Here is a 1,905-nt window from a genome sequence, read left to right as displayed (position 1 = left end):
AAGGAGGAGCGGCGTTTCGCTCCGCCCGCGGAGCTCGCGGCTGCGGCCAACGTCACGGCGGCCGCGTACGCGCAGGCCTCCGAGGACCGGCTCGCTTTCTGGGCCGAGCAGGCCCGCCGCCTCGACTGGGCCGTCGAGCCCACCGAGACGCTCGACTGGACCAACCCGCCCTTCGCCAAGTGGTTCGCCGACGGCAAGCTCAACGTCGCCCACAACTGCGTCGACCGGCACGTCGAGGCCGGCAACGGCGACCGCGTCGCGATCCACTTCGAGGGCGAGCCCGGCGACAGCCGCGCCATCACCTACGCCCAGCTCAAGGACGAGGTCTCCCAGGCCGCCAACGCCCTGCTCGAACTCGGCGTCACCAAGGGCGACCGCGTCGCGATCTACCTGCCCATGATCGCCGAAGCAGTCATCGCGATGCTCGCCTGCGCCCGCATCGGCGCCACCCACTCCGTCGTCTTCGGCGGCTTCTCCGCCGACGCCGTCGCCTCCCGCATCCAGGACGCCGACGCCAAACTCGTCATCACCGCCGACGGCGGCTACCGCCGCGGCAAGGCCACCGCCCTCAAGCCCGCCATCGACGAGGCCCTCACCAGGACCACCGGCGTCGAACACGTCCTCGTCGTACGCCGCACCGGCCAGGACACCGCCTGGACCGAAGGCCGCGACGTCTGGTGGCACGACATCACCGCCCGCCAGTCCACCCAGCACACCCCCGAGGCCCACGACGCGGAACACCCGCTCTTCATCCTCTACACCTCCGGCACCACCGGAAAGCCCAAGGGCATCCTCCACACCACCGGCGGCTACCTCACCCAGGCCGCCTACACCCACCACGCCGTCTTCGACCTCAAACCCGCCACCGACGTCTACTGGTGCACCGCAGACATCGGCTGGGTCACCGGCCACTCCTACATCGTCTACGGCCCCCTCGCCAACGGCGCCACCCAGGTCATCTACGAAGGCACCCCCGACACCCCCCACCAGGGCCGCTTCTGGGAAATCATCCAGAAGTACAAGGTCAGCATCCTCTACACCGCCCCCACCGCCATCCGCACGTTCATGAAGTGGGGCGACGACATCCCCGCGAAGTTCGACCTCACCTCACTGCGCGTACTGGGCAGCGTCGGCGAACCGATCAACCCCGAAGCCTGGATCTGGTACCGCGAGCACATCGGCGGCACCAACGCCCCCATCGTCGACACCTGGTGGCAGACCGAGACCGGCGCCATGATGATCAGCCCCCTCCCCGGCGTCACCGACACCAAGCCCGGCTCCGCCCAGCGCGCCCTGCCCGGCATCGCCGCCACCGTCGTCGACGACGAGGCCAACGAAGTCCCCGACGGCTCCGGCGGCTACCTCGTCCTCACCGAACCCTGGCCCTCCATGCTCCGCACCATCTGGGGCGACGACCAGCGCTACATCGACACCTACTGGTCCCGCTTCCCCGGCCGCTACTTCGCCGGCGACGGCGCCAAGAAGGACCAGGACGGCGACATCTGGCTCCTCGGCCGCGTCGACGACGTCATGCTCGTCTCCGGCCACAACATCTCCACCACCGAGGTCGAGTCCGCCCTCGTCGGCCACCCCTCCGTCGCCGAGTCCGCCGTCGTCGGCGCCACCGACGCCACCACCGGCCAGGCCATCGTCGCCTTCGTCATCCTGCGCGGCACCGCCACCGACAGCCCCGAACTCGTCGAGGAACTGCGCGCCCACGTCGGCCGCACCCTCGGCCCGATCGCCAAGCCCAAGCAGATCAAGGTCGTCAGCGAACTCCCCAAGACCCGCTCCGGCAAGATCATGCGCCGCCTGCTCCGCGACATCGCCGAAGGCCGCGAGGTCGGCGACACCACCACCCTCGCCGACAGCAGCGTCATGAACCTCATCCAGTCCCAACTGCCC

At 69.8% G+C, this 1,905-nt stretch carries 1 protein-coding gene; it reads left to right on the top strand.

The genetic code is table 11. The features are described 5' to 3' along the window. Nucleotides 1-1,905, top strand: a 1,905-nt coding sequence (gene acs, locus ACFUK0_RS40135) for an acetate--CoA ligase (RefSeq protein WP_380259032.1), incomplete at both ends; no start/stop codon positions are given.

It is taken from the genome of Kitasatospora sp. NPDC057223 (assembly GCF_042669755.1).
In the GTDB taxonomy this organism is placed as follows: Bacteria; Actinomycetota; Actinomycetes; order Streptomycetales; family Streptomycetaceae; genus Kitasatospora.
The sequence above is the reverse complement of the archived record's forward strand: the minus strand, read 5'-3'. Positions and strand labels throughout refer to the sequence as shown.